The sequence below is a fragment of the Streptomyces sp. NPDC005408 genome, from assembly GCF_040606445.1.
In the GTDB taxonomy this organism is placed as follows: domain Bacteria; phylum Actinomycetota; class Actinomycetes; order Streptomycetales; family Streptomycetaceae; genus Streptomyces.
Window position 1 is genome coordinate 46,902 of record NZ_JBEXEX010000038.1, and the last position, 23,430, is coordinate 70,331.

Below are 23,430 nucleotides of genomic sequence, written 5' to 3' on the forward strand. Positions count from 1 at the left end.
AGGGTGCAGGATCCCGGTCATCCCCGCAGGTCGCGAGCCACCCAGCCCTTCGCGTACGCGTGCCAGCCGAGCTGCAGCCGGGTCGTCACACCCGTCAGCTCCATCAGCCCCTTCACCCGGCGCTGCACGGTCCGCAGTCCCAGGTCCAGCTGTTTGGCGACGCTCGCGTCCGTCATCCCGGCGAGCAGCAGCGAAAGGATCTCCAGATCCGTGGCATCGGGCCCCGGCGCCGTGTCCTGCGCGATGGTGGCGCCCGCGCCGAGCCGCAGCGGCAGGGCGTCCCGCCACACCGCCTCGAACAGGCCCATCAGCGATTCGAGGAGTCCGCTCGCATGGACGACGAGGGCTGCGGGCTCGGCCCCGCGCCCGGTCAGCGGCACCATCGCGAGAGTGCGGTCCGCGACGACGAGCTTGGTCGGTACCCGGTCCACCACCCGGACCTGTTCGTCGCGGCCCAGTGCCGCGCTCAGCTCGGTGATTCCGGCGGGCATCGAGAGCACGTCGCGCTCGACCACCACGCGATACGTGACCCCGCGCGTCGCCGCCTTCTCCTCCGCCTCGTTGTCCGTGCCGGTCACCACGATCGGTTTGCCGGTGACCAGGGCGCAGACCTCTTCGGTCGCACCCAGCTGGAGCTGTACGAAACGGTGCGCGACAGCGCTCGCGCCCGTCACCACCTCGACCAGATCGTGCACGGCGGGCTCGGCCGCCTCCGCGCGGTACTCCTCCGCGAGCAGCGCCGCCGCGAGTTCGGCCTGGTCCAGTTCGTGCCGCTGCTGGGTCAGCAGCGCGCCGAGCGCCACGCCCGGCGGGGCCGCCACCCAGCGCCCCGTACGCGCCGACGACTGTGCGGCGAGGCCTTGTTGCTCCAGTCTGCGCAGCGCGCGTTCCGTGTCCGTCTCGGGCAGAGCCAGCCGGTGCGCGAGATCGGTGACCTCCGCCGCCCCGAGCGCGACGAGCGCGCGGTATGCCGACTCCTGTCTCTCGTCGAGACCAATCGCTCCCAGCATCTGACCCCACCCCTCCCCGGACGTGCACCCCTGCTGCCGCAGTGGCGGAAACAGGCCACGGCGTATTTCCGCCGCGTACATCATCCCTGTACCACCCCTCCCTCTGCCAATGTGGCGCCACCGCAGCACCAACAGCCTCCGGCAACAGGGCATTTCGCTCTGTTTTGCCGGTTTCAGCATGGGGAGAGCGATGCGCCCGATTTCGCGTACGGTCCTGGGGGCGGCGACCGCCGCCGTACTGGCCGTCACGGCGGTCGCGCCGTCGGCGGCCGCCGGGCCGCAGGACGACACGGCCGGGAAGAGACCGCTCGTCGGCAGCGAGGCCGCCGGGCAGCGTGCGGAGGGGACCGCCACGGTCACTCTTGTCACCGGTGACAAGGTGCTGGTGAGCCGTGACCGCTCGGGCGCGCCGTCCGCCACCGTGCTGCCCCGGCCCGACGGAACCACCCCGCTCGTGCAGACCCGCCAGTCGGGCCAGGATCTGTACGTCTACCCCGCCGACGCCGCCCCCGCCCTGGCAGCGGGCACCGTCGACGAGCAGCTCTTCAACGTCACGGGCCTGATCCGCCAGGGCTACGACGACGCGCACGCGGCCTCCCTCCCGCTCATCGCGGTCTACGGCAACGATGTCGCCCGCTCCGTCCCCGTCACCCCGCGCGGCGCCCAGCGCGGCCTCGTCCTCGACGCCGTCGACGGAGTGGCCCTCAAGACGGACAAGAAGCAGACGGCCGACTTCTGGGCGGATGTCACCGGCTCCCGCTCGCGCTCCGCCTCCGGTCTCAAGAAGCTCTGGCTCGACCGCAAGGTCAAGGCCACCCTCGACCGCTCCACCAAGCAGATCGGCGCCGACCTCGCCTGGGCAGCCGGATTCGACGGCAAGGGCACCAAGGTCGCCGTGCTTGACACCGGCGCGGACGCCGAACACCCCGACCTCAAGGGCCGGATAGCCGCGTCCAAGAACTTCACCGACTCCGCGACCGACGGCGACCACCAGGGCCACGGCACGCACACCATCTCCACGGTCGGCGGCTCCGGCGCGGCGAGCGGCGGCAAGAAGAAGGGCGTCGCACCCGGCGCCGAGCTGCTGAACGGCAAGGTCCTCAACGACGGCGGCTCCGGAGCCGCCTCCTGGATCATCGCCGGAATGCAGTGGGCCGTCGACAACAAGGCCGACGTTGTCTCCATGAGCCTCGGCAGCGCCGAACCGACCGACTGCACCGACCCGATGAGCGTCGCCGCGGAGGAACTCGCCCAGAACAAGGGCACGTTGTTCGTCATCGCCGCCGGCAACTCGGGACCGGCCCTGAACACCGTTTCCTCGCCCGGCTGCGCCCCCAGCGTGCTCACGGTCGGCGCCGTCGACCGCGACGACTCCACCGCGTCGTTCTCCAGCCGCGGGCCCGCGCCGTTCACGCACACGCTCAAGCCCGAGATCGCCGCCCCCGGTGTCGCCATCTCGGCCGCAGCCGCGGGCGGCCGCGGCGTCTACGCGTACCAGACGATGTCCGGTACCTCGATGGCCACCCCGCATGTCGCGGGCGCCGCCGCCATCGTCAAGCAGCGCCACCCCGACTGGACGGCCCAGCAGATCAAGGCCGCGCTGGTCTCGTCCGCGAAGGCCACTGTGCCCGGCGACGTACGCGCGACCGGCGGCGGCAGGCTCGACGTCAAGGCGGCCGTCGACACGACGGTGACCGGCGCGCCCGCCGTCCAGGGCAGCAGCTTCAACTGGCCGCAGGACAGCAGCGACCGGACCGTCGTCGAAGTCCCGTACACCAACTCCGGCGACAAGCCCGTACGGCTGGATCTCGCCGCCCAGTCCGTCACCGGCAACGACGGCTCCCGTATCCGCTCCGCCGTCGCCCGCCTCGGCGCACACTCTGTGACTGTCCCCGCAGGCGAGACCGTCACGGTCCCGATGACTCTGGACCCGTCCGTACGGATCGAACGCGGCCAGTACGGCGACATCACCGGCCGGGTCATCGCCACCGCGAGTGGTGTCAGCGTCTCCACACCCTTCTCGCTGTACGTCCAGCCCGAGACCGTCACCCTGCGCGTCAAGATGGTCGACCGCACCGGAAAGGCGGCCGACGGAGCGTCCTCGCTGGACGTCATCGGCACGGACACCGCAAGCGGCGAACGGCGCTTCAACAACGGCGCCGCCGATCAGGTCTACCGGCTGCGCCCCGGCTCGTACTTCCTCTCCTCCTTCGTGGTCTCGCCCGACCTCACCATCAGTTACCTGGGCCGACCCGAGCTGGAGCTGAAGAAGGACACGACGGTCGTCCTGGACGCCCGCAAGGCCCACCGGCTGCGCGTGCAGACCGACCGCACCAGCGAGACCCGCACCGCCACGCTCGCCTTCGCCCGCAGCTGGGACGACACCTGGGTGCACTCCGGCAGCCTCACCGGCTCCCGCCTGGTCGCCGGCTACTACGCCGATGTACAGGGTCGGGCCCAGGACGGCGAGTTCGAGTTCGGCAGCTACTGGCGTGCCTACGCCCCGCTGATCGAAAAGCTCTCCGTCGTCGGCGGAGGCGAACTGCACCCGGTGGCCGCGAGCCTCGGCTCGGTCAACCTTGACGGTACGGGCGAGGCCGGAATCGTCGACGCAGGCACCGGAACGCCCATGGAGCTCGAAGCCGCGGGCGTGAGCGGGAAGTTCGCTCTGGTCCAGGTCCCGGACACCGGGGCCAACGTCATCGCCCTGGCACGCAACGCCAAGGCAGCCGGCGCCACGGCCGTCATCGTGCACCCCCCGTCTCCCGGCCGCTGGCTGCCGTCGACCGGCTTCGGCACCGCGCCGCACCCCGTCCTCGGTCTTGAGGCGTCCGAGGCGCAGTCTCTCCTCGACCGGCTGGCCAACGGCCCGGTCACGCTGCGCTGGAAAGCCACCGCCCAGAGCCCGTACGTCTACAACCTGGCCTTCCCCGAGGACGGCCCGGTGACCTCCGACCACACCTACCGCGTCCGGGACAGCAGGCTCGGCCGCAACGAGTCCACCTACCACGCCATGGGCATCAAGGCCGACTACATGGACAACGTCGTCGCCTACCGTCCGACCGGTGCCGGCGCCCCGGTCTCCGGCTTCGACGCGGTCGGCGTCCCCGGCACGCGTACGGAGTTCTACTCGGCGGGCGACACCAGCTGGGACCACTATGTCTCCTCCAGCTTCCCCTGGGGCGAGTTCATGGTCGCCGAGCCGCGTACGTACCAGGCAGGCAAGCAGCGCGACGAGACCTGGTACGGCGGGGTGCTCGCCCCGGCCACGCCGCGCGACGCCACCGGCAAGCCCGCCCTGGCGGCCGAGCGGCAGGGCAATCTGATCGGCTTCGCCCCCGCGTTCTGGGGCGACAGCGAACACACCGCCATCGCCGGGTCGTTCGGCGACATCGGCAATATGCAGCTGAGCCGCAACGGCGAGCAGATCGGCGGCAGCCCCTACCCCTTCGGTGTCTTCGAGGTCCCGGCCGACGAGGCGACGTACGAACTCACCATGAACACCATGAAGGTCGGGCAGCCGGCGGCGGTGTGGAAGCGCTCGACCGAGATCCGGACGACGTGGAGCTTCCGGTCGAAGCTCGACGAGAGCGCCTACTCGCAGGGCATCCCGCTGCTCTTCCCCGGCTACGGCCTGCCGGAGGACGGGCTCAAGACCCTTCCCGCGCAGGACGGTCAGAAGATCGCCCTCGGCGTCACCGGGCACGCGGGCTACAAGCCCGGCGCACTGACCGCCGCCGCGCTGTCGTACTCCTACGACGGCGGCGAGACGTGGACCGAGGCGGTAACAGCCCAGCAGGGCGGCGCCTGGACCGCGACCGTGAATCACGCGGACGCGGCGGGCAGGCCCGTCACCCTGAAGGCCCAACTGACGGACGCCAACGGCAACTCCGTCACCCAGCTCGTGGCCAACGCATACGCCGTGCGCTGACCACGAAACGGTCCGCCGGACGTCCTTCCCGTGGGGGGTTGGGACGCCCGGCGGACCACCTGTCGTTTGCCTATTTTTCGGGATGCCCCGTTTTCGTACCGCCCGTGCGGTGGACAATAAGGGCATGAGTCAGCAGGGGGAGAGGCCCGCCACCGAGGACGACTGGTGGAACCGGCTGTACGACGAGTCCGCCCCGGACACCGGACCCGCGGCGACCGCGGGCGACACGCTCGACGACCGATTCGACTCCGCGGCGGACGCGGTGGCCGCGGACGACGTACCCGAGCCGCCGGGACAGAACCTGAACCCGGACCCGGGCCTGAACCCGGACCCGGGCCTGAACCCGGACCCGGGCCTGAACCCGGACCCGGGCCTGAACCCGGACCCGGGCCCGGACCAGGGGCGCCCGCGCGCCTGGTGGGAGACGTACTCCACGGACGCCTCGGCATCCGCTCCGCCCGCCGCTCCTCCGCCCGCCGCTCCTCCGCCCGCGCCTCCGAGGCAGCGCGCACCGTGGGAACCGCCGAGCGCCGCGCCGGAGCAGCCTCCCGCGTACCCGCCGCCACGGCCGCCCGAGCCGCCGCGCGCGCAACCGGTGCCTATGGAGCCCCCGCCTCCCGTCGAGCCGCCCGCCCAAGTGCCGCCCCCTCCCCAGGAGTCGGCCGACCCTCCGGCCGATCCTCCCGTCCAGCCGCCCGCCCGCCCCCAGGTCGCCTACGTCGGTGACGGCCCGCCCACCTACGGTGCCGAGCCCACCGCGCTGCCCCCGGCCCACCCCCAGGAGCTGGACGAACTCGTCGCCGACACCGTGCTCGACGGCGCCCGTTACGGCACGTACACCCTGCGCGCCGCCTCCATCCGCGGTGACTCCGCGCGCTACCGCGGCGAGCCCCGCCGCGACGCCCTGCTCACCGCCCGCTTCGGTACCGGCGAGGCGGCGCTCGTCCTGGTCGCCGTCGCCAGCGGCGCCCGCGCCGCCGAAGGCGCCCATCTCGCAGCAGCGGACGCCTGCCGCTGGATCGGCGGAGCCGTCGGCCGCAGCCACGCCCGGCTGTCCGAGGACATAAGGGCAGGTCGCCGAGGCGACCTGAAATCCGGGCTGCACCGGCTCACCGACCGCACCTTGGGCAAGCTGCGGGCCGGTGCCGCCGAGCTCGGCGTGCAGCCGGAGGAGTACACCGCCCATCTGCGCTGTCTCCTGCTCTCCGCCGATCCCGCGTGCCGCACCCGGGTGTTCTTCGGTGTCGGCAGTGGCGGTCTGTTCCGCCTCCGCGACGGCGCCTGGCAGGACATCGAGCCGCTGGTCCCCGAGCCCGCGGCCGTCACCGGAGCCCCCGTCGTCGGATTCGGGTCACCGCCCGCCGAGACCCCCGAGGGCGACCGGCTCACCATGGACCTGGGCATCGCGACGCCGCCCTCGCCGTACATCGAGGCACCGCCCCCGCCACCGGCGGAACCGTTCCGCTTCCGGGCCTCGGTGGCCCGCCCGGGTGACACCCTGCTGCTGTGCAGCACGGGTCTGGCCGAGCCGCTGCGCAGTGAGGCCGCCCTCGCCGGGGAACTGGCCGGACGCTGGGCCGCCGACGAGCCGCCGGGTCTGGCCGCGTTCCTCGCCGACACGCAGCTGCGGGTGAAGGGGTACGCCGACGACCGTACGGCTGTCGCCATCTGGGAGGCGTAACCGCTCACCCCATGGGTTGATGGATCCATGGCTAAGCAGAACGTGGCAGAACAGTTCGTGGACATCCTCGTCCGCGCGGGCGTCCAGCGGCTGTACGGAGTCGTCGGCGACAGCCTCAACCCCGTCGTCGACGCCATCCGCCGCAACTCCGCCATCGACTGGATCCAGGTCAGACACGAGGAGGTCGCCGCCTTCGCGGCCGGCGCAGAGGCCCAGATCACCGGGAAGCTGGCGGCCTGCGCCGGATCCTGCGGCCCCGGCAATCTGCATCTCATCAACGGGCTGTACGACGCGCATCGCTCCATGGCCCCCGTGCTGGCCCTCGCCTCGCACATCCCCTCCAGCGAGATCGGCCTCGGCTACTTCCAGGAGACCCATCCCGACCAGCTGTTCCGCGAGTGCAGCCACTACAGCGAGATGATCTCCAACCCGCGGCAGATGCCCCGCCTCCTCCAGACCGCGATCCAGCACGCCATCGGGCGCAGCGGCGTCAGCGTCGTATCGCTCCCCGGGGACATCGCCTCGCAGCCGGCCCCGGAGAAGTCCATCGAGCATGCCCTGGTCACCTCGCGTCCTTCCGTACGGCCCGGGGACTCGGAGATCGACAAGCTGGTCCGCATGATCGACGAGGCGGACCGGGTGACGCTCTTCTGCGGAAGCGGCACGGCGGGCGCGCACGCCGAGGTCATGGAGTTCGCCGAACGCATCAAGTCCCCCGTCGGGCATGCGCTGCGCGGCAAGGAGTGGATTCAGTACGACAACAAATTCGACGTGGGCATGAGCGGTCTGCTCGGCTACGGCGCGGCGTACGAGGCCACCCATGAGTGCGATCTGCTGATCCTGCTGGGCACGGACTTCCCGTACAACGCCTTCCTCCCCGACGACGTCAAGATCGCCCAGGTCGACGTCAGGCCCGAACACCTCGGCCGCCGCTCGAAGCTGGACCTGGCCGTCTGGGGCGACGTCCGCGAGACGCTGCGCTGTCTCACGCCGCGCGTGCGCGCCAAGACGGATCGCAGGTTCCTCGACAAGATGCTGAAGAAGCACGCCGACGCGCTCGAAGGCGTGATCAAGGCCTATACCCGCAAGGTGGAGAAGCACGTCCCGATCCACCCCGAGTACGTCGCGTCCGTACTGGACGAACTCGCCGACGACGATGCTGTGTTCACCGTGGACACGGGCATGTGCAATGTGTGGGCGGCCCGCTATCTCTCGCCCAACGGCCGCCGCCGGATCATCGGCTCCTTCAGCCATGGCTCGATGGCGAACGCCCTGCCGCAGGCGATCGGCGCGCAGTTCACCGACCGCAGGCGCCAGGTCGTCTCGATGTCCGGCGACGGCGGATTCACCATGCTGATGGGCGACTTCCTCACCCTCGTCCAGTACGACCTGCCGGTGAAGATCGTGCTGTTCAACAACTCCTCACTCGGGATGGTCGAGTTGGAGATGCTGGTCGCTGGACTTCCCTCGTACGGGACCGCCAACCGCAATCCCGACTTCGCGGCGATCGCGCGGGCGGCCGGCGCCTTTGGCGTCCGGGTGGAGAAGCCCAAGCAGCTCGCGGGCGCGCTCAAGGACGCCTTCCGGCACAAGGGCCCGGCCCTGGTGGATGTGGTCACCGACCCGAACGCGCTCTCCATCCCGCCGAGGATCAGCGCCGAGATGGTGACCGGCTTCGCGCTCTCCGCCAGCAAGATCGTGCTGGACGGGGGCGTGGGCCGGATGGTGCAGATGGCTCGCTCCAACCTCCGAAATATGCCGAGGCCCTGAGACCTGTCCGGTATTTGGTTGATGAATGGACATGAGTGGTGCTGCCCGCGCGGGGCATGCATTTCCGTGAGCGTGTTCGACAGAAGGATTCGTTCCCGGAGTAACCGGAGTAAGGGGCTGTTCCGACGTGTGGGTGGGGATGATGACTGGGCGTCAGGGAGGGGCCGGGCCGGACGCGAGCGGGCACGGCCGTGAACCTGGGGCGGAGGGAGAACCGGACAGCGGTCGGCTGCGCCGCAGGCTGGGCAGCGCTGATCTCACGGCCGTTCCTGAAGTACGACGTGCTTTACGGGAGTTGTTAGGACACTGGGGGGAGCAGGACGCGACGGACGTGGCGGAGCTGCTGGCCAGCGAGCTGGTGACCAATGCGCTCGTCCACACCGATCACGGCGCGGTCGTCACGGCGACCGTCGCGGCCTCCACACTCCGCGTGGAGGTGTTGGACTTCATGGCCGGACTGCCGGCCGCGCGTCTGCCGGGCGCGCATCTGGACACCCACGGCAGAGGTCTTGTGCTGGTGCAGAGCCTCGCTGACGCGTGGGGCGTACATACACATGGCGTGGGCAAGGTGGTCTGGTTCGAGCTGCACGGAAGGCCGGCCTGACCGTCGCAGACCGGCCTTCGCGTGGGTGAGGGCTCCCAGGCACCCCCTAGGGCGTGTTTTAGAAGTCCCGCCTGCCCCGCGACGCCCGGCACGCACACTCGCGGTGTTGTCGGAGTCGCCCAAGTACGTCCAGTACGAGGGCGATCCTCCGCCTTGCGATTGCACGCACCAGACGCCCCGGGGCCCGCCCTTCGGGCGGACGGCGCTACTTCTGAAACACGCCCTAGCCGAACTGCTGCTCCAGATCCTTGAGTTTCTGCTCCAGGGAGTCGAGACGCGGCAGCGTCTGCGTGTCGTCCTCGGCGGTGAGGTCGACCGTGCGCGGCTCAGCGCCATTGGCCGATTTCACGGCCTGGAGGGAGGGCCGGGAACGAAGTGGCAGCTGTCCCGGCTCGGCTATGGCAGGCTCCGCTACGGACCCGACGCCGCCGGATACGGCCTGCGCGGAGCCCGCCCCGGAACTGAGGGCCGGAAGTTCGGTGGGCGGCTGTGAGCCGCCGTCGACGCGTCCGCGTCCCCAGGACCGGTGCTGCCGGTTGATCGCCCTTATCTGCGCACGCTCCAGCTTCTCCCGGCCCCGCCTGTGGAGACGGCTCTGCTGCTTCTCGCGGCGTTCCTCGCGGACCTCGTCGACCGCCTCGTCCAGAGTGCGTACACCTTCGAGGAGCATCAGCGACCAGGCGCCGAAGGTCTCCCGGGGAGCCCTCAGCCACCGTACGATCCGGATCTGCGGCAGCGGACGGGGTACGAGGCCCTGCTCGCGCAGCGCGGCCTTGCGGGTCTGCTTCAGCGCCCTGTCGAACAGGACCGCGGCCGAGAGCGACATGCCCGCGAAGAACTGCGGGGCGCCTTCGTGGTCCAACCCCCGTGGCGCATGCACCCAGTTGAACCAGGCCGCCGCACCCGCGAAGGTCCACACGAGCAGCCGCGAGCCGAGGGCCGCGTCGCCATGGCTGGCCTCGCGCACCGCGAGCACCGAGCAGAACATGGCCGCGCCGTCGAGGCCGAAGGGGACCAGATACTCCCAGCCCCCGGAGAGATTCAGATTCAGCCTTCCGAAGCCGACAAGGCCGTGGAAGGAGAGTGCGGCGGCAACCGCCGCGCAGCAGAAGAGGAGCACGTAGGAGGCCGTTCCGTAGACCGCCTCCTTGCGCCTTCGGCGTTCCTCGCTGCGCTCCCAGGAGTCGTCGGCCGCGGCCTTGCCACCGGCGCGCTTGCCGCGCGCGAGCACCGTCACCGCCACCAGGCCTCCCATGAGCATCACGCCGAGGGGGAGCAGCCAGTTCAGCGATATGTCGGTCAGTCTCATGGGCGGTGTCCCTTGCATCGCGGTAGAGCGTTTCGGCCGCCATAGTGGCCGAAGTCCCAGCGCCCCCAAGGGGTTTCGGGGCAAGAGAACGCCAATTGGGCCCCATGACATACGGATAGGTGCGATTAGCTCGAACCGCCGTATGGATAAAGGGAGTTGGTTCGATTTACGTCACCCGGGCGGGTGGCGTGACAACCGGCGCGCGCGAGAGTCAGACGCTCGGCCGCAGCCTGCCCACGCGGTCCGCGTCACACGTGCGCGGACAGGTGACGCAGGTGTCCTCGGGCCGCAGGGTGTAGAAGAGGCAGCAGCTCGCCCGGTCGCGGGTCGGCAGCAGCTCGCCGCCCGGTGCTGTGAGCTCGCGGAAGCCGGCGGTCCCGACGTACGGCTCGGTGGTGCCCGGAAGCAGCCGCTCCAGCTCTGCCACCGCGCGCTGCTCCTCGCCGAGCAGATGCCCGACGAACCACAGGCCCTCGACGATCTCGTCGGTCGCCATGCCCCACAGCGCGCGCCGGCCGCGCCGCATGCGCGGACCGAAGCCGTCCAGTACGGGCCCGACGTGCTCGGCGACGGCGTCACGCACCTCGGCGCGCAGGGCCTCCTCGTCCGGTACGACGCGGGCGCCGGGCAGCTGCGCGGCCGGGTCGCCCGGCAGGCAGGTGAATTCCCTCACTCTGACCGTCATACGCCCGAGCGTCCGCTGGAAGGCGACATCCGCGACGGGTACGCGCGGCACGCGGCGGTGGAGAAACCAGGGGGCCGTGATCAGCAGACAGGCGGGCCAGGCGTACCGGTGCAGACCGAAGCTGGCGATGACGTCCGGGCGGGCCTGCCAGCCGTAGTCCCGCAGGATCTGTGCGTTGTCCCAGGCGAGAAAGGCATCGAGGGCGGCCCCGCCGTCCGCGAGCTCGGCCGCGCCCACCCAGCCACCGCCCACGGGGGCCTGCTCGCCGTCCGGGAGCTCCCGTATCCGCAGCCCGGAGAAGACCTCGGCCAGGCGCTCATAGGCGTCCTGGACGGGCGAGGCAAGGGCGGGCAGCAGGGCGGGGACGGTCATGCCGGGGACCACCGAATCGCGATCGTTAGCAGGTTAGCCTTACCTTACCCGATGCATTCGATGTTTACCGTATCCTCTGGGGGATACCCCCAGACCCCCCGAAGCCGCTCTGTCGGCCTATGGTGCACAAGGGCCCACGCGCACGCGAGCCGGGCCAGACAGCCGGCCGGAGGAGGAGGAGCCGAGTGGAGCAGGCCCGAGCGCGCGACTCCGTGACGCCGCAGCTTTTCGCGTCCGCGTACGTCCCCGAACAGGCAGGCCCGGCCGACTCCCCGGTTATCCGCCCCCGCATCCCGGAACAGGCCCGCGGCGAACACACCCACAGCGAGCCCCCCGCGCCGGGAGCCGCCCCGCGCACGGTCCAGCGCCACTCGGTCCGCGGCCAGATCCTCGAAGCCCTGCGCACGGCCCTCGTCGACGGCGAGCTGATCCCCGGCGAGGTCTACTCGGCGCCCGTGCTCGGCGAACGCTTCGGAGTCTCGGCGACGCCCGTACGCGAGGCGATGCAGCAGCTGACGATCGAGGGCGCGGTCGAGGTCGTCCCCAACCGCGGCTTCCGCGTCTCCGTCCGCAGCCCCCGCGAACTGGCCGAGCTCGCGGAGGTTCGCGCCCTGATCGAAATCCCGGTCATGCTCCGCCTGGCCCGCACGATCCCGGCCGCCCGCTGGACGGCCCTGCGCCCCCTGGCCGCCGCGACGGCAGCGGCGGCGGCCACGGGCGACCGCGCGGCCTACGCGGAAACGGACCGCGCCTTCCACCGCGCGGTCCTCGCCCTGTCGGGCAACCAGCAACTGGTGATGGTCGCGGACGACCTCCACCGCCGCTCCCAATGGCCCCTGACGAGCGCCCCGGTCACCCGACGGGCGGACCTGGTGGCGGACGCGGCGGAACACATGGCACTGCTGGAGGCACTGGTCGCGCAGGACCTGTCGGTGGTGCAGTCGCTGGTACGGGAGCACTTCACGGGCGCGGAGGGCTGACGGTCCGGTCCGGGCTGAGACCCGCCACCCACCGATGTCCTTTGGCCACGGCTGCACTAATCTGTGCCGCCGTTGTCCAAGTCCGTACGAACGGGGGGCCATTCATGACCGCGGAGTTGCCGGAGTCGTCCATACCCGACGAGGCGTGGGAGGAGTTCCAGCGCGAGAGCGAAGGGCCCGCGCGGCTCGCCGCGCCCAAGGAGCCGTCCGCGCGGGCGCGGATGGTGACCGAGCGGCTGCGGCGCGAGGACGAGGAAGCCACGCGGCGGCAGGGCAGGGTGCGAGGGTGGGGGAAGCGCGGGACCCAGGTGCGGGCCGAGCCCCAGGCGTGGCGGGCGTGGCCGGGGCAGCAGCAGCGGCAGGCGCGGCGGCGACGGGGCTGGACCGTCGTCTCGGTGGTTCTCGCGGTCGTGGTCGTCCTGGTTGTCCTGAATCCGGCGAAGTCGCTGTCCTGGTTGGCGGGTTGACCGATCGAGATCGCGGAAGGTGCGGACTACGGTGGACGGAGTCCTCGTGAGCCATGCGCTCAGGACGGCGACTCCAAGTCCGTCAGCAGTGAGGCGATGTCCAGGCCCGTCATGAGGTACTGCTCGAAGGCGAGGTTGTGCAGCGCCCACGGTGAACGCCTGCGACGGATCAGGTCGATCGCTCCCGCGCCGTCGTGGCCCAGTTCGATCAGCGTCTGAGCCGCCACCAGGCCCGAGCGGTTGTAGCCGGAGTAGCAGCGTACGAGGGCGGTGCGGCCGGCTCGTACGGCGTCGGCGGTGAGGACCGCCAGGCGGCGGACCTCGTCGATCTGGTCCGTGGTCAGCCAGTCGTCCGGGATGGGGGCGACATGATGCTCGACGCCGTCGGGCGGGCCGTGGCCCTGGCGGGTGAACAGGCTGATCACCAGGTCGAATTCACGGTCGACCACGGCATCCAGGTGGCGGCCGTCCGCGTCGGCCCAGACATGGCCGCCCATCCACAGCCCGGTCGTGATCTCGTCCCACGGCGACTGAGGTTCCGGGACGGGACGGTCCGTACGGCGGGCGCTCACCGGTGACTCCTTCCGCCGGTCATGCCGCGGGCTCGGGCTGAGGAGGCGAGGACTGGACCGGCACCGCCGGGGCCAGTTGGGCGCCGAGCCACACCGGTACGCCGCCCAGCAGACGGAACAGCCGCCCCGCCTCCGCCCGTAGCCGGCTCGCCTCCGGTTCCGGCTCGCAGTCGGCGAGAGCGGCCAGCGTCGGGGCCGTACCGATCAGATAGCCGAGCTCCTCGCGGATCCGCAGCGACTCGGCGAAACCGTGCCGGGCCTCCGCCAACTCCCCCTCCCGCAGGGCGAGTCCGGCCTGATGGTGCCAGGTGAAGGACAGCAGCAGCGTGTCCCCGTGCGTGGTGGCTCCGGCGTGCGCCCGCTGGTAGGCGGCGCGGGCCGCCTGCGGGGAGTCGGCGATGTGCTCGGCGACCAGGCCACGGCGGAAGTCGAGCAGTGGGCGTCCCGGCGAAGTGGGGGCGAGCAGCGCCGCCGCACGGCCGAGCGCCGCGCGGGCCTCGTCGGCGCGGTCGCGTACCCCGAGACGGGTCGCCGCGTATGCCAGCCGCCCCCGCTCGCACGCCGCGCCGCCGCGCTCTTCGTCGTCCCCGGCAACCGCTTCCGCCGTACGCAGCGCGTCCTCCGCGTCCGCCCAGCCCTCACCGGTGAACAGGCAGCGCTCGACGAGCAGTCCGGCCCGTTCAAGGGCCGCGGCCGGGTCCGCCGCGTGGGGGGTGAGCAGAGCCGCTGCGTCGGTCCAACAGCCGCGCGAACGCAGCCGCCATACCGCGGTCTGGAGTGGATCGTCACCTGCAGTGGTTCCGGAACCAGACATGGCGGTATGCGCCACTTGCCCTCCCCGAGCACGCCATTGAGCTGTTGAGTCAGTCGCATCTCAGCATGGATAGGCATGCCTGGCCAAGGGGTCAGGTGAATGAATTCACAATCGCTCGGCGGGAGATGGGGAGAGATGCGCCGCGGGGGCTGTGTCCTTCATGGCCAGGGGCGTCAACAGGATGGATTTTGCGCTGCCCGTGAGGATGACCCGTGAGGGTGACCCGTACCTGCGATCCGCCCAGGACGCGGGTCCTGGGCGGAGGCACCCCGTCAGCTCATCCGCAGCGCGAGGAAGAAGTCCAGCTTGTCCTCCAGGCGCGACAGATCGCGGCTGGTCAGCTGCTCGATCCTGCCCACCCTGTACCGCAGCGTGTTCACATGCAGATGCAGCCGCGTCGCACATCGCGTCCACGACCCGTCGCAGTCCAGGAACGCCTCCAGCGTCGGGATCAGCTCCGCGCGGTGCCGCCGGTCGTAATCGCGCAGCGGGTCGAGCAGCCGGGCCGTGAACGCGCGCCGCACATCGTCCGGGACGAACGGCAGCAGCAGGACGTGCGAGGCCAGCTCGTGGTGGCCGGCCGCGCAGACCCGGCCGGGGCGGGCCGCCGCCACCCGGCGGGCGTGCCGGGCCTCCTCCAGTGCGCCGCGCAGGCCCTCCGCCGAGCTGACCGCGGCGCTGACGCCCAGCGTGAGCCGCCCGTCGTCGGCGAGACCGGCCGAGAGCGGGTCGCGTACGGAGCTGAGCAGCGCGTCCGCGTGCAGCCCGGCCTCCGTGGACTCGATGTCGGGGCCTTCCGGGTCGACGGGGACAGCGGGCAGCGGGACCAGTGCGATCGCCTCGTCGCCGGTGTGGGCGACGGCGATCCGGTCGGCGGATTCGGCGCCCGCGGCCGAAGGGTCGACCAGGATCTCCTCCAGCAGGGACTGTGCGACGGGCCCCGCCTCGATTGCCGTGCCCGCGGCTCCGTCCTGCTCCCAGTCCACCCGGGCCACCACGACCTGCCAGTGCGGTGCGGTCCCGAGGCCGGGCAGCAGCACGGGCGCGGCCACCCGCAGCCGGGCCGCGATCTCGGCGGGCGCCGCACCCGTCTGGACCAATTCCAGGACTTCCTGGGCGAGCCGGCGCCGTACCGTACGGGCCGCCTCGCGCCGGTCCCGTTCGACGGCGATCAGCTGGGTCACGCCCTGCAGCAGATCCAGCCGGGCGGCGGGCCAGTCGCTCGCATCCGCCTCGACCGCCAGCAGCCAGTCCGACAGGACCGTCTCGCGTACGTCGCGTGATGCGGGGGCGGCTCCGCGTCCGGTGTTACGGATCGGGAAGAGCGAGTACGTCGCTCCTCCGATGGTCGCGCGGTGCGGTCCACGGCGGCCGGTGCGGATCGCGGCCAAGTGCTCGCCCGCGAGCGCGGCGCTCGCCGAGCCGGGCAGCGGGTCGCCCGCACCCGCGATCTGGCGGCCGGTGGGGGAGAGCACCCAGGCGCGGAGGTCCAGGTCGGAGCCGAGGAGGTCGAGAACGACCTCGGGTCCGCCGCCGGCCGGTCCCGATGTCATCAGCCTTCTGTGTCTGTCCACGACTGCCGCGAGATCACCGGCCCGCTCGCCCGAGACCTGGCGCACGACATACTCTGTGATCGTCGCGAATGCAACGGACTCATTAACTGCAAAGAGTGGCAGCCGATGGCGTGAACACGCCTCGACGAGATCACCCGGAATGTTCCCCAGCTCGGCCTCACCGGCCGCCAGACCGGCCACCCCGGCGCCCGCCAGGATCCGGACGAAGGGCTCCGAGTCCTCGGCCGAATGCCGCCAGGCGAGCCCGGTCAGCACCAGTTCGCCGCCCGAAAGGTAGCGGCTCGGGTCCCGCAGGTCGGTCGTCATCACGCCACGTACACCGCGGTCGAGTTCGTCCTCGCCGCCGAGCAGGCGCAGCCCCAGCGCATCGGTCTCCAGAAGTGCGCGCAGCCGCATCTCGTCGCCGCCGATCTGTCTCGTTGTTGCCGGTGGCCTGTGGCCACGGTTTTCATGGGAAAACGGTGAGGTTACTGAGCCTCGCCTTTCGTTCGAATCTACAAGACGAGAGAGGCGACCAGCCAACTCCTTCATGGTTTCGGTGACTGCACCGGGCGCGGCACGCCTTGTGTACTTGGGCCACACCGCGTTAACGGCACATGAATAACCAGTCGAGGGCCGACCGTCCCGGGCCCGCTGCGACGAACGACCCCCGATTAAGAAGAAGAGAGCCACTCATGGACTTCCTTCGCCCCGCCAGCTGGGAGGAGGCGCTCGCCGCCAAGGCCGAGCACCCCACCGCTGTACCCATTGCGGGTGGCACCGATGTGATGGTCGAGATCAACTTCGACCACCGCCGGCCCGAGTACCTCATGGACCTGAACCGCATCGGCGAGCTGCGCGAATGGGAGGTCGGCGAGGACAACGTCCGCCTGGGCGCCTCCGTTCCGTACACCCAGATCATGGACCACCTCCGGGCCGAGCTGCCCGGTCTGGCGCTGGCGTCGCACACCGTGGCCTCCCCGCAGATCCGCAACCGCGGCGGCGTCGGCGGCAACCTCGGCACCGCATCCCCGGCCGGCGACGCCCACCCGGCGCTGCTCGCCGCGGGCGCCGAGGTCGAGGTCGAGTCGGTGCGCGGCAGCCGCCTGATCCCGATCGACGAGTTCTACACCGGCGTGAAGCGCAACGCACTGGCCGCGGACGAGCTGATCCGCGCCGTGCACATCAAGAAGGCCGACGGCCCGCAGCAGTACTCCAAGGTCGGCACCCGCAACGCGATGGTCATCGCCGTCTGCGCCTTCGGCCTGGCCCTGCACCCCGAGACCCGCACGGTGCGCACCGGCATCGGCTCCGCCGCCCCGACCCCGGTCCGGGCGAAGGCGGCCGAGGAGTTCCTGAACGCCGCGCTCGAAGAGGGCGGCTTCTGGGACAGCAAGAAGATCATCACCCCGTCGATCGCCAAGCAGTTCGCGGAGCTCGCCTCCGGCGGCTGCAGCCCCATCGACGACGTGCGTGGCACCGCCAGCTACCGCCGCCACGCGGTCGGCATCATGGCCCGCCGCACGCTCGGCTGGACGTGGGAGTCGTACCGCGGCACGGGCCGCAGCATTGAGGGAGTCGCATAATGCGCGTGAACTTCACGGTCAACGGTCGTCAGCAGGAAGCCGACGACGTGTGGGAGGGCGAGAGCCTTCTCTACGTACTGCGCGAGCGCATGGGCCTGCCCGGCTCCAAGAACGCCTGCGAGCAGGGCGAGTGCGGCTCCTGTACGGTCCGCCTCGACGGCGTCCCGGTCTGCTCCTGCCTCGTTGCCGCGGGTCAGGTCGAGGGCCGCGAGGTCGTCACCGTTGAGGGCCTGGCGGACTTCGCCAAGCAGCGTGCCGAGCACGGCGGCTGCGCCACCGGCGCCTGCGGCACCTCGCTGGACGCCGCGAAGAGCTGGGAGTCCAAGCCCGCCGACGGCCGGACCGGTGAGCAGGGCGAGCTGTCCCCGATCCAGCAGGCGTTCATCGACGCCGGCGCCGTGCAGTGCGGTTTCTGCACCCCCGGTCTGCTGGTCGCCGCCGACGAGCTGCTCGAGCGCAACGCCGAGCCGTCCGACGCGGACATCCGCGAGGCGCTCTCCGGCAACCTCTGCCGCTGCACCGGTTACGAGAAGATCCTCGACGCGGTCCGCCTCGCGGCCGCCCGTCAGGAAGAGGCGGTCTGACAGCCATGGCGCTGCATCCACGAGTCGCTGCCGCTCCGGCAGGAACCCCCACGAACATCACCCAGGCCTCGAAGACCAAGGGCGGCATCGGCGAGTCGACGCTGCGCCCCGACGGCACCCTCAAGGTCACCGGTGAGTTCGCGTACTCCTCGGACATGTGGCACGAGGACATGCTCTGGGGCCATACGCTCCGCAGCACCGTCGCGCACGCCGAGATCAAGTCGATCGACATCGGCGAGGCCGTCGCGATGCCCGGCGTCTACGCCGTGCTGACCTACGACGACCTGCCCACCGAGGTGAAGAACTACGGCCTGGAGATCCAGGACACCCCGGTTCTCGCCCACGGCAAGGTCCGCCACCACGGCGAGCCGGTGGCCCTGGTCGCCGCCGACCACCCGGAGACCGCGCGCCGTGCCGCCGCCAAGATCAAGATCGAGTACGCCGAGCTGCCGCTCATCACGGACGAGGCGTCCGCGACCGCACCCGACGCGATCCTGGTCCACGAGGGCCGCGACGACCACCACATCGGTCATGTCCCGCACCCGAACATCGTGCACCGCCAGCCGATCGTCCGCGGCAACGCCGACGAGGCCGCCCGGCGCGCCGATGTGATCGTCAAGGGCGAGTACACCTTCGGCATGCAGGACCAGGCCTTCCTCGGCCCGGAGTCCGGCCTCGCCGTGCCGTCCGAGGACGGCGGTGTCGAGCTGTACGTCGCCACCCAGTGGCTGCACTCGGACCTCCGCCAGATCGCCCCAGTACTCGGCCTGCCCGAGGACAAGGTGCGGATGACGCTCTCCGGCGTCGGCGGCGCGTTCGGCGGCCGCGAGGACCTGTCGATGCAGATCCACGCGTGCCTGCTCGCCCTTCGCACGGGCAAGCCCGTCAAGATCGTCTACAACCGGTTCGAGTCCTTCTTCGGACACGTCCACCGGCACCCGGCGAAGCTCTACTACGAGCACGGCGCCACCAAGGACGGCAAGCTCACGCACATGAAGTGCAAGATCGTCCTGGACGGCGGCGCCTACGCGTCGGCCTCCCCGGCGGTCGTCGGCAATGCCTCGTCCCTGAGCGTCGGCCCGTACGTCATCGACGACGTCGACATCGAGGCGATTGCGCTCTACACCAACAACCCGCCCTGCGGCGCCATGCGCGGCTTCGGCGCGGTCCAGGCGTGCTTCGCCTACGAGGCCCAGATGGACAAGCTCGCGGCGAAACTGGGCATCGACCCGGTCGAGTTCCGCCAGCTGAACGCAATGGAGCAGGGCACGCTCCTGCCGACCGGCCAGCCGGTCGACTCCCCGGCCCCGGTCGCCGAGATCCTGCGCCGCGTCAAGGCCATGCCGCTGCCGCCCGAGCAGCAGTGGCTCGCCGCCGGCGAGGAGGCGGACGTACGCGCCCTGCCGGGCGGTCTGTCCAACACCACGCACGGCGAGGGCGTCGTCCGAGGCGTCGGCTACGCGGTCGGCATCAAGAACGTCGGCTTCTCCGAAGGCTTCGACGACTACTCCACCGCGCGTGTGCGCATGGAGGTCGTGGGCGGCGAGCCGGTCGCGACCGTGCACACCGCGATGGCGGAGGTCGGCCAGGGCGGTGTCACCGTCCACGCGCAGATCGCCCGCACCGAGCTCGGCGTCACGCAGGTGACGATCCACCCGGCCGACACCCAGGTCGGCTCCGCCGGTTCGACGTCGGCATCCCGCCAGACGTACGTCACGGGCGGCGCGGTGAAGCACACCTGCGAGAACGTCCGCGAGAAGGTCCTGGAGATCGGCCGCCGCAAGTTCGGCTCGTACCACCCCGCGTGGGCCACCGCCGAGCTGCTGCTCGAAGGCGGCAAGGTGGTCACCGACGGCGGCGAGGTCCTCGCCGACCTGGTGGACGTGCTCGAGGGCGAGGCGGTCGACCTCGAGCTCGAGTGGCGCCACCGTCCCACCGAGGCCTTCGACCTGGTCACCGGCCAGGGCAACGGCCACGTCCAGTACTCCTTCGCCGCGCACCGCGCGGTGGTGGAGGTCGACACCGAGCTCGGCCTGGTCAAGGTCATCGAACTGGCCTGCGCCCAGGACGTCGGCAAGGCACTCAACCCGCTGTCCGTCGTCGGCCAGATCCAGGGTGGCACCACCCAGGGCCTGGGCGTGGCGGTCATGGAAGAGATCATCGTCGACCCGAAGACCGCGAAGGTGCGCAACCCCTCCTTCACGGACTACCTGATCCCCACCATCCTCGACACGCCGACCATCCCCGTCGACGTACTCGAGCTGGCCGACGACCACGCGCCGTACGGGCTGCGCGGCATCGGCGAGGCCCCGACCCTCTCGTCCACCCCGGCCGTCCTCGCGGCGATCCGGAACGCGACGGGTCTGGAGCTGAACAGGACGCCGGTACGCCCCGAGCACCTCACCGGTACCTGATTCCCCCCGCAAACTCTCCGGGCGGTGCGCCGTGCCACCAGGAACGTCACACTTCCCGCCGCCCGTCGTGCCGCCCGGAGAACCCCAGTACCGCACCGCTCGCGGTCCCTGGAAAACCCAGCACCACCAGCACCACCCGTTCCACCAAGCCAAGTTCGTCTCGGGCCGTCCCCCGGGTCGTGCAGCCAGCGCACCATCCCAAATCCCGCAATCTCAGTCTCCATGCGGGTGCCCCTGTGAACCTTGGGAGTAGGCACCATGACCCAGCAGTCCCTTGAGACCGAGACCACGGCGGAGGACGCCGGCGCGGGTACGCGCCAGCCCGCCGGGCGGTCTTGGCTCGACCGGTATTTCCACATAACCCAGCGAGGATCGACCATCGGTCGGGAGGTGCGTGGCGGCATCACCACCTTCATGGCGATGGCGTACATCATCCTTCTCAACCCCGTGATTCTGTCGGTGCCTGATGCGGCCGGCCACAAGCTCGACGGTGATCAGCTGACCACCGCGACAGTCTTCGCCGCCGCCGCAACCACCATCGTGATGGGCTTCATTGGCAATGTGCCGCTGGCCCTCGCCGCGGGACTCAGCGTCTCCGCCGTCATGGCTTTCCAGGTCGCTCCGGAGATGACCTGGGAAAACGCGATGGGCATGTGCGTCATCTACGGTCTCGTGATCGTCCTGCTCGTCGTCACCGGCCTGCGCGAACTGATCATGAACGCCATCCCACTGGCGCTCAAGCACGCCATCACCATGGGGATCGGCCTCTTCGTCTGCCTCATCGGCCTGGTCCAGGCGGGCTTCGTCACCTCCATGCCCGGAGACGGCGGCATCGCCGGCGCCAAGCCGATCCAGCTCGGTACGAGTGACATGCTCACCGGCTGGCCGGTGCTCTGCTTCGCCGTCACCGTCCTGCTGATCTTCCTGCTCCAGGTCCGCAAGGTCCCCGGCGCGATCCTCATCGGCATCGTGGGCGGCACCGTCTTCGCGGCGCTGGTCCACCAGTTCGCGGGCCTCGACAAGAAGGCCTGGGGCGGACTGAACGCTCCCGAGATCACCGGTTCCATCGTCAGCACCCCGGACTTCGGCCTCTTCGGCAGCGTCTCCTTCAGCGGCATCGGCAGCGTCGGTGGCATCACCGTCGGCGTCATCGTCTTCACCCTGGTCCTGGCGGGCTTCTTCGACGCCATGGGCACCATCATCGGCATCGGCCAGCAGGCCAACCTCGCCGACGACAAGGGCAAGATGCCGGGCCTCAACAAGGCGCTCGCCATCGACGGTGCGGGCGGCGCGCTCGGCGGTCTCGCCGGTGCGTCCGGCCAGACGGTGTTCGTCGAGTCCACCGCGGGCGTCGGCGACGGTGCGCGCACCGGCTTCGCCAGCGTCATCACCGGCCTCGCCTTCACGCTCTGCCTGTTCTTCACCCCGCTGGCCCAGGTCATCCCCACCCAGGTGGCCGCCGCCGCGCTCGTCGTCATCGGCTCCATGATGCTGACGAACGCCAAGCACATCGACTGGAACGACCAGGCGACCTCGATCCCGGTCTTCCTCACCACCGTGCTGATGCCCTTCACGTACTCGATCACCGCGGGCATCGCGGCGGGCGTCATCGCCCACGTCCTGATCAAGACCGTCCAGGGCAAGGCGCGCGACGTCGGCTGGCTGATGTGGGTGCTGTCCGTCGTCTTCCTGGCGTACTTCGCGCTTCACCCGATCGAGGGCTGGCTGGGGGTCAACTAAGGCCTGTCGTTTGACAGGCCCTAGCCCCCCGCCGCCTCACACACACCCTTGAGGAGACCGACATGCTGGACATCGCCGACGAGCTGAACCGGTGGGTCGAGCAGGGCCGCGAGTTCGCCGTCGCCACCGTGGTGGCCGTCGGCGGCAGCGCACCCCGGCAGCCGGGTGCCGCACTCGCCGTGGACAGCGAGGGCACGGCGATCGGGTCGGTCTCCGGAGGGTGTGTGGAAGGCGCGGTGTACGAGCTGTGCCGGCAGGCGCTCGAGGACGGCGAGACCGTCCTCGAGCGGTTCGGCTACGGCGACGAGGACGCATTCGCGGTCGGCCTGACATGCGGCGGCATCATCGACATCCTCGTCACGCCCGTACGCGGCGGGGTCTTCCCTGCCGCGCTTGCGGCCGCCGCCGTTGGGGCGGCGGCGGCCCTGGCCAGAATCACCGACGGACCGGCGGACCTGATGGGCCGTGCGCTGCTGGTCCACCCCGACGGTTCGTACGAGGGATCGCTGGGCGGCCACCCGGAACTGGACCGCACGGCGGCGGCCGAGGCGGGCGCGATGCTCGACGCGGGCCGCACGGGAACGGTTGCGATCGGCGACGACGGCTCGCGCTGCGGTCAGCCGCTGACCCTCCTCGTCGAGTCCTCGGTGCCCGCGCCCCGGATGATCGTCTTCGGCGCGATCGACTTCGCGTCGGCGCTTGTACGGGTCGGAAAGTTCCTCGGCTACCACGTCACGGTGTGCGACGCCCGTCCCGTCTTCGCGACGAAGACCCGCTTCCCCGAGGCGGACGAGATCGTCGTCGACTGGCCGCACCGCTATCTGGAGTCGACGGAGGTGGACGGCCGTACGGTCCTCTGCGTCCTCACGCACGACGCCAAGTTCGACGTACCGCTTCTCGAACTGGCCCTCAAACTTCCCGTCGCTTACGTCGGCGCGATGGGCTCCCGCCGCACCCACGAAGACCGCAACACGCGCCTGCGCGAGGTCGGCGTCACGGAACTGGAACTGGCCCGCCTGCGCAGCCCGATAGGCCTGGACCTCGGTGCGCGTACGCCGGAGGAGACGGCGCTGTCGATCGCGGCCGAGATCGTGGCGAACCGCCGCGGCGGCAGTGGGGTTTCCCTGACGGGCGCGCACACCCCCATCCACCACGACGGCACCGAGGCCCCGGCGGGCCGGATCGGTTCCGTGGCCTGACGCCGGGCCCTCCGGGTCCGCCGCGAGACGGACCGCCGCCGCCAGGCATACGGCGGCGCGCCCGTCAGCCGCGAAGCCGGCGCTCCCCGGGGGCGGGGGGGGGGGGGGGGCCCCCGGGCCCCCCCCCCCCCCCCCCGGGGGGGGGGGGGGGGGCGGGCA

The 23,430-nt window shown here is 70.9% G+C and carries 17 protein-coding genes; 11 read left to right on the forward strand and 6 right to left on the reverse strand.

Annotated features, from left to right (window positions below):
• Nucleotides 1-17 precede the first annotated feature (17 nt).
• Nucleotides 18-1,010: a helix-turn-helix domain-containing protein gene (locus tag ABZS64_RS28395; protein WP_355835545.1), complete on the reverse strand. Its 993-nt coding sequence runs from the start codon at nt 1,008-1,010 to the stop codon at nt 18-20.
• Nucleotides 1,011-1,200: 190 nt separating this feature from the next.
• Between ABZS64_RS28395 and ABZS64_RS28400 the strand changes: the two genes are divergently transcribed.
• From ABZS64_RS28400 to ABZS64_RS28415, 4 genes are all read left to right on the forward strand, one after another.
• Complete coding sequence (locus ABZS64_RS28400) at nt 1,201-4,941, forward strand: S8 family serine peptidase (protein WP_355835548.1); 3,741 nt, start codon at nt 1,201-1,203, stop codon at nt 4,939-4,941.
• A gap of 124 nt (nt 4,942-5,065) precedes the next feature.
• Nucleotides 5,066-6,622 (forward strand): protein phosphatase 2C domain-containing protein, encoded by a 1,557-nt coding sequence (locus ABZS64_RS28405; RefSeq protein ID WP_355835551.1) that lies wholly within the window; start codon nt 5,066-5,068, stop codon nt 6,620-6,622.
• 27 nt (nt 6,623-6,649) lie between these two features.
• Entirely contained in the window at nt 6,650-8,392 is a 1,743-nt protein-coding gene (locus ABZS64_RS28410) for a pyruvate dehydrogenase (RefSeq protein ID WP_355835553.1), read from the forward strand.
• A 142-nt stretch (nt 8,393-8,534) separates the two neighbouring features.
• Nucleotides 8,535-8,996, forward strand: coding sequence for an ATP-binding protein (locus ABZS64_RS28415; protein WP_355835591.1), 462 nt, complete (start codon nt 8,535-8,537; stop codon nt 8,994-8,996).
• A 223-nt stretch (nt 8,997-9,219) separates the two neighbouring features.
• Here the strand turns inward: ABZS64_RS28415 and ABZS64_RS28420 are convergent, their stop codons facing one another.
• Complete coding sequence (locus tag ABZS64_RS28420; protein WP_355835556.1) at nt 9,220-10,305, reverse strand: DUF2637 domain-containing protein; 1,086 nt, start codon at nt 10,303-10,305, stop codon at nt 9,220-9,222.
• A 211-nt stretch (nt 10,306-10,516) separates the two neighbouring features.
• Nucleotides 10,517-11,362: a (2Fe-2S)-binding protein gene (locus ABZS64_RS28425; protein ID WP_355835559.1), complete on the reverse strand. Its 846-nt coding sequence runs from the start codon at nt 11,360-11,362 to the stop codon at nt 10,517-10,519.
• A gap of 185 nt (nt 11,363-11,547) precedes the next feature.
• Between ABZS64_RS28425 and ABZS64_RS28430 the strand changes: the two genes are divergently transcribed.
• Nucleotides 11,548-12,342, forward strand: coding sequence for a GntR family transcriptional regulator (locus tag ABZS64_RS28430; protein ID WP_355835562.1), 795 nt, complete (start codon nt 11,548-11,550; stop codon nt 12,340-12,342).
• A gap of 104 nt (nt 12,343-12,446) precedes the next feature.
• Nucleotides 12,447-12,809, forward strand: a complete 363-nt coding sequence (locus ABZS64_RS28435; RefSeq protein WP_355835564.1) for a hypothetical protein — start codon at nt 12,447-12,449, stop codon at nt 12,807-12,809.
• Between the two features lie 59 nt (nt 12,810-12,868).
• Here ABZS64_RS28435 and ABZS64_RS28440 read toward each other — a convergent pair whose 3' ends face one another.
• The 3 genes from ABZS64_RS28440 to ABZS64_RS28450 all read right to left on the reverse strand — a co-directional run bounded on the left by ABZS64_RS28440 (nt 12,869) and on the right by ABZS64_RS28450 (nt 16,165).
• Nucleotides 12,869-13,381, reverse strand: a complete 513-nt coding sequence (locus tag ABZS64_RS28440) for a protein phosphatase (protein WP_355835567.1) — start codon at nt 13,379-13,381, stop codon at nt 12,869-12,871.
• A gap of 19 nt (nt 13,382-13,400) precedes the next feature.
• A complete protein-coding gene (locus ABZS64_RS28445) occupies nt 13,401-14,195 on the reverse strand; it encodes a hypothetical protein (protein ID WP_355835569.1) in 795 nt (264 codons plus the stop codon).
• Between the two features lie 272 nt (nt 14,196-14,467).
• Nucleotides 14,468-16,165, reverse strand: a complete 1,698-nt coding sequence (locus ABZS64_RS28450) for a PucR family transcriptional regulator ligand-binding domain-containing protein (protein WP_355835571.1) — start codon at nt 16,163-16,165, stop codon at nt 14,468-14,470.
• Nucleotides 16,166-16,443: 278 nt separating this feature from the next.
• Here ABZS64_RS28450 and ABZS64_RS28455 point away from each other — a divergent pair, with 278 nt between their 5' ends.
• The 5 genes from ABZS64_RS28455 (at nt 16,444) to ABZS64_RS28475 (ending at nt 23,271) form a co-directional block, all read left to right on the forward strand.
• Nucleotides 16,444-17,334, forward strand: coding sequence for a xanthine dehydrogenase family protein subunit M (locus tag ABZS64_RS28455; protein ID WP_355835574.1), 891 nt, complete (start codon nt 16,444-16,446; stop codon nt 17,332-17,334).
• The gene (locus ABZS64_RS28460) at nt 17,334-17,918 is read left to right on the forward strand and encodes a (2Fe-2S)-binding protein (protein ID WP_355835576.1); all 585 of its coding nucleotides are present in this window, start codon (nt 17,334-17,336) and stop codon (nt 17,916-17,918) included. The genes ABZS64_RS28455 and ABZS64_RS28460 overlap by 1 nt, the downstream gene beginning before the upstream one ends.
• Nucleotides 17,919-17,923: 5 nt before the next feature.
• Nucleotides 17,924-20,332, forward strand: a complete 2,409-nt coding sequence (locus ABZS64_RS28465; RefSeq protein WP_355835579.1) for a molybdopterin cofactor-binding domain-containing protein — start codon at nt 17,924-17,926, stop codon at nt 20,330-20,332.
• 258 nt (nt 20,333-20,590) lie between these two features.
• Nucleotides 20,591-22,072, forward strand: a complete 1,482-nt coding sequence (locus ABZS64_RS28470; protein WP_355835581.1) for an NCS2 family permease — start codon at nt 20,591-20,593, stop codon at nt 22,070-22,072.
• Between the two features lie 62 nt (nt 22,073-22,134).
• Entirely contained in the window at nt 22,135-23,271 is a 1,137-nt protein-coding gene (locus ABZS64_RS28475) for an XdhC/CoxI family protein (RefSeq protein ID WP_355835584.1), read from the forward strand.
• Nucleotides 23,272-23,430 lie beyond the last annotated feature (159 nt).

Coding starts and splice junctions, on each gene's coding strand:
- ABZS64_RS28395 (WP_355835545.1), bottom strand. CDS start 1,010: ATGCTGGGAGCGATTGGTCTCGACGAGAGACAGGAGTCGGCATACCGC.
- ABZS64_RS28400 (WP_355835548.1), top strand. CDS start 1,201: ATGCGCCCGATTTCGCGTACGGTCCTGGGGGCGGCGACCGCCGCCGTA.
- ABZS64_RS28405 (WP_355835551.1), top strand. CDS start 5,066: ATGAGTCAGCAGGGGGAGAGGCCCGCCACCGAGGACGACTGGTGGAAC.
- ABZS64_RS28410 (WP_355835553.1), top strand. CDS start 6,650: ATGGCTAAGCAGAACGTGGCAGAACAGTTCGTGGACATCCTCGTCCGC.
- ABZS64_RS28415 (WP_355835591.1), top strand. CDS start 8,535: ATGACTGGGCGTCAGGGAGGGGCCGGGCCGGACGCGAGCGGGCACGGC.
- ABZS64_RS28420 (WP_355835556.1), bottom strand. CDS start 10,305: ATGAGACTGACCGACATATCGCTGAACTGGCTGCTCCCCCTCGGCGTG.
- ABZS64_RS28425 (WP_355835559.1), bottom strand. CDS start 11,362: ATGACCGTCCCCGCCCTGCTGCCCGCCCTTGCCTCGCCCGTCCAGGAC.
- ABZS64_RS28435 (WP_355835564.1), top strand. CDS start 12,447: ATGACCGCGGAGTTGCCGGAGTCGTCCATACCCGACGAGGCGTGGGAG.
- ABZS64_RS28445 (WP_355835569.1), bottom strand. CDS start 14,195: ATGTCTGGTTCCGGAACCACTGCAGGTGACGATCCACTCCAGACCGCG.
- ABZS64_RS28450 (WP_355835571.1), bottom strand. CDS start 16,165: ATGCGGCTGCGCGCACTTCTGGAGACCGATGCGCTGGGGCTGCGCCTG.
- ABZS64_RS28455 (WP_355835574.1), top strand. CDS start 16,444: ATGGACTTCCTTCGCCCCGCCAGCTGGGAGGAGGCGCTCGCCGCCAAG.
- ABZS64_RS28460 (WP_355835576.1), top strand. CDS start 17,334: ATGCGCGTGAACTTCACGGTCAACGGTCGTCAGCAGGAAGCCGACGAC.
- ABZS64_RS28465 (WP_355835579.1), top strand. CDS start 17,924: ATGGCGCTGCATCCACGAGTCGCTGCCGCTCCGGCAGGAACCCCCACG.
- ABZS64_RS28470 (WP_355835581.1), top strand. CDS start 20,591: ATGACCCAGCAGTCCCTTGAGACCGAGACCACGGCGGAGGACGCCGGC.
- ABZS64_RS28475 (WP_355835584.1), top strand. CDS start 22,135: ATGCTGGACATCGCCGACGAGCTGAACCGGTGGGTCGAGCAGGGCCGC.